Genomic DNA, 3,166 nt, shown 5'->3' on the forward strand with positions numbered 1-3,166 from the left:
GGGTTGCGGCCGGTACGGGCAGGACGCTCGGTGATTTTCAGCTTGCCGATGCCCGGCAGGGTGATTTCGCTGCCATTTTCCAGTTGATCAGCAACGATCTGGCCCAGTTGCTCCAGAGCATTACGCGCGGTGGTTTTCGGCGCGTCGATAGCTTCAGCGATATCGGCGATCAGTTGGTCTTTGGTCAATGCCATGGTGGTGTTCCTTCCCTATCAAATTCAGTTGGTTTGCAGAGTGCTGCGTCAGCCATCGGGCCAGACCCGCGAGTCTTCGGCGGTCCGGGTACATCCATTGCCAATCGCGTATGTAGATACACAAAAATGCGTTTGGTTCGACGTGACATCAGCGGTCTGCCAGCAATGCGCCACACACGGGGCGCAAGACCGGGCAAAACTACCACACGAAGCGATAAATATCCGCCTCCCACACGCCAAATGTTCAGGTTTTTCGGGGGTTTGCAGCAAAAACCGCAAAAAATCGAACAAAAAACATACAACCCTTGCCTCCCTACACATCCACGCGCTGCGCAAGGCCCCGGCTGGGTTACACTTGGCCGCTTTGCAGCGCCGCCCGTCGCGCCCTATTTTCAGCCGAGAATCCCATGCCGATCCGTCATTGCATCGTCCACCTGATCGACAAGAAACCCGATGGCAGCCCTGCCGTGCTGCATGCCCGCGACTCGGAGCTTGCCGAGTCGACGGCCATCGAAAACCTGCTGGCCGACCTCAACGACAGCTACAACGCCAAACAGGGCAAAGCCTGGGGCTTCTTCCATGCCGAATCCGGGGCCCATCCGTTCAGCGGCTGGCTCAAGGAGTACCTGGAGGACGGCAAGACCTTCACCGACTTCAGCCGTGTGGCGGTCGAACACCTGCAGAAGCTGATGGAAGAGTCCAACCTCTCCACCGGCGGCCACATCCTGTTCGCCCATTACCAGCAGGGCATGACCGACTACCTGGCCATCGCGCTGCTGCACCACAGCGAAGGCGTGGCAGTGAACGCCGAACTGGACGTGACCCCATCACGCCACCTCGACCTGGGCCAGTTGCACCTGGCCGCGCGCATCAATATTTCCGAGTGGCAGAACAACAAGCAGTCCAGGCAGTACATCTCGTTCATCAAGGGCAAGAACGGCAAGAAGGTCTCGGAGTACTTCCGTGACTTCATCGGCTGCCAGGAAGGCGTCGACGGCCCGGGTGAGACCCGCACCCTGCTCAAGGCCTTCAGCGACTTCGTCGAGAGCGAAGACCTGCCTGAAGAGGCCGCCCGCGAAAAAACCCAGACCCTGGTCGACTACGCCACCAGCCAGACCAAGGCGGGCGAGCCGGTGACCCTGACCGAGCTGTCAGGGCTGATCGATGAAGACCGCCCACGGGCCTTCTACGACCATATCCGCAACAAGGACTACGGCCTGTCGCCGGAGATCCCGGCCGACAAGCGCACCCTGAGCCAGTTCCGCCGCTTCACCGGCCGCGCCGAAGGCCTGTCGATCAGCTTCGAGGCGCACTTACTGGGGTCCAAGATCGAGTATGACGAAGAGGCCGGCACCCTGATCATCAAGGGCCTGCCCACCCAGCTCACCGATCAGCTCAAGCGTCGCAAGGACTGAGCCCCGCCCAGGAGGCCACCAGGGCCTCCTTGGCCGACTTGCGCAGCTTCTTCACCAGGCGTTCCTGGCGCAGCGCCTGGGCCTTGTCCGGCCAGGCTTCGACGTACACCAGCGCCACCGCCGGGCTGGTGCTGAAGTAGCGTGCACCACGGCCCTTCTGATGGGTGCTGAAACGGCGCTCGGGGTTGTCGCTGATACCGCAGTAGAGCGAACCATTGGCAGCGCGTACCAGGTACACGAACCAGGGTTTGGCGGGCGCAGGGGCGGGGCAGGTCTGAGTCACGGCATTTGAGCTACGGGCTGATCGAAGCGCGCAGCTTACCGCCTTGGCGGCCGCAGAAACACCGCCCTCCCCTACGCGCGCCACGGTTTTTTTCCTCGCCCCATGGGCGGCGAGCGACAGGCGCGGCCCGTACAGCCCTGCATGTTAGAAGCCCACTTCGATACAAAGGGCTTCATCATGCACCGTTTCCTTCAGCTGGCAGGGCGAAGAGGGTCGCAGCGGCTACATCCTTCATCCGCTACCGGCTGCCGACCCAATCGTTCTTCCACATCGACGGTATCGGCGGTAGCCTGGAGAGCGCCCGGCATGACCAGGCTGACTGGCACCAGACTACCGGCCAGTGGCTACCGGTCATCAACCTGCGGCTACCGCAGGATGACAGCGAGCACGCGGTGTTCACCTACAACGCGCACGACCAGCGTATCAGCGCGCCTGAAAGCTCTGCAGGCTCTTGAGCGCCTGCTCGCGCACCTTGCCCTGCACCAGCGGCGTCCACCCCAGCAGCAAGCCTTTGGTGCCCAGGGCCTGGCGAGCCCAGCGCCACAGGTCGAAGTGATCGTGGTGCTCGCAGATCAGCCCATCGCGAATGACAAAGCGCGCCTGGATGTCGTTGATCACCGTACGGCCGGTCTGGCTGAACAGATAGGTCGCCACCCAGTGCGCGCCACCGCCGCGCTCGTCGGCACGTACGTTGTCGAAGGTCAGGGAAAAGTCCTTGGCGCGGCTGACGAGCATGCGCCACATGTCGGCCGCGTCCTTGCCGTGCAAGGTCCCGAAGGCCGGGTCGCTGAACACCACATCAGGGCTGTAGCAGGCGGCCATGGCTTCGGCGTCCAGGCACTTGAAGGCCTGATAGAAACGGGTGATCAGGGCGTGGTTGGCATCGCTCATGGGCGCAGTCCATTACAAGGGAACGGAGGCGAACGATAGTCCGGGCCGGTGGCAAAAAGCTATGGGCATTTGCCGCGCGAATGATGGTGCCTGCACTACCGCCTTCGCTGGCAAGCCAGCTCCCACAGGGTCTCTCTGAGCTCAAGAGCGGCAAAGTACCTGTGGGAGCTGGCTTGCCAGCGAAGGGCGCACCGCCGAATCACACCCGTTCGCTGACCACGCCCACCTGCAATGCCCGCCCGGCCTTGAGCCCGAAACCGAGTGCGCCCAGGCCAATCACTGCAAAGATCCAGCCCACCGCGCTCCAGCCGCCCCGTCATGTCATGCACCAGGCCAACCGCGAACGGCCCACTCGACGCCAGCGTGTAGCCCACCCCCTGGGC

General features: G+C 62.7%; 4 protein-coding genes and 1 pseudogene. 1 reads left to right on the top strand and 4 read right to left on the bottom strand.

What is annotated here, in order from left to right:
- Positions 1–194 (bottom strand): HU family DNA-binding protein (locus G3436_RS25920; RefSeq protein ID WP_163951101.1); only part of this gene is annotated, 194 nt, incomplete at its 3' end.
- A 407-nt stretch (positions 195–601) separates the two neighbouring features.
- Between G3436_RS25920 and yejK the strand changes: the two genes are divergently transcribed.
- Positions 602–1,609 (top strand): nucleoid-associated protein YejK, encoded by a 1,008-nt coding sequence (gene yejK, locus G3436_RS25925; RefSeq protein WP_163951104.1) that lies wholly within the window; start codon positions 602–604, stop codon positions 1,607–1,609.
- Here the strand turns inward: yejK and G3436_RS25930 are convergent.
- From G3436_RS25930 to G3436_RS25940, 3 genes and pseudogenes are all read right to left on the bottom strand, one after another.
- Positions 1,590–1,892, bottom strand: coding sequence for a GIY-YIG nuclease family protein (locus G3436_RS25930; protein ID WP_163951107.1), 303 nt, complete (start codon positions 1,890–1,892; stop codon positions 1,590–1,592). The two genes, yejK and G3436_RS25930, sit on opposite strands and share 20 nt — an antisense overlap.
- Before the next feature lie 423 nt (positions 1,893–2,315).
- A complete protein-coding gene (locus G3436_RS25935) occupies positions 2,316–2,783 on the bottom strand; it encodes a nuclear transport factor 2 family protein (protein ID WP_163951110.1) in 468 nt (155 codons plus the stop codon).
- A 199-nt stretch (positions 2,784–2,982) separates the two neighbouring features.
- Positions 2,983–3,166 (bottom strand): annotated as a pseudogene (locus G3436_RS25940) (cyanate transporter); the annotation flags it as partial.

Source organism: Pseudomonas brassicae (genome assembly GCF_010671725.1).
Taxonomy (GTDB): Bacteria; Pseudomonadota; Gammaproteobacteria; order Pseudomonadales; family Pseudomonadaceae; genus Aquipseudomonas; species Aquipseudomonas brassicae.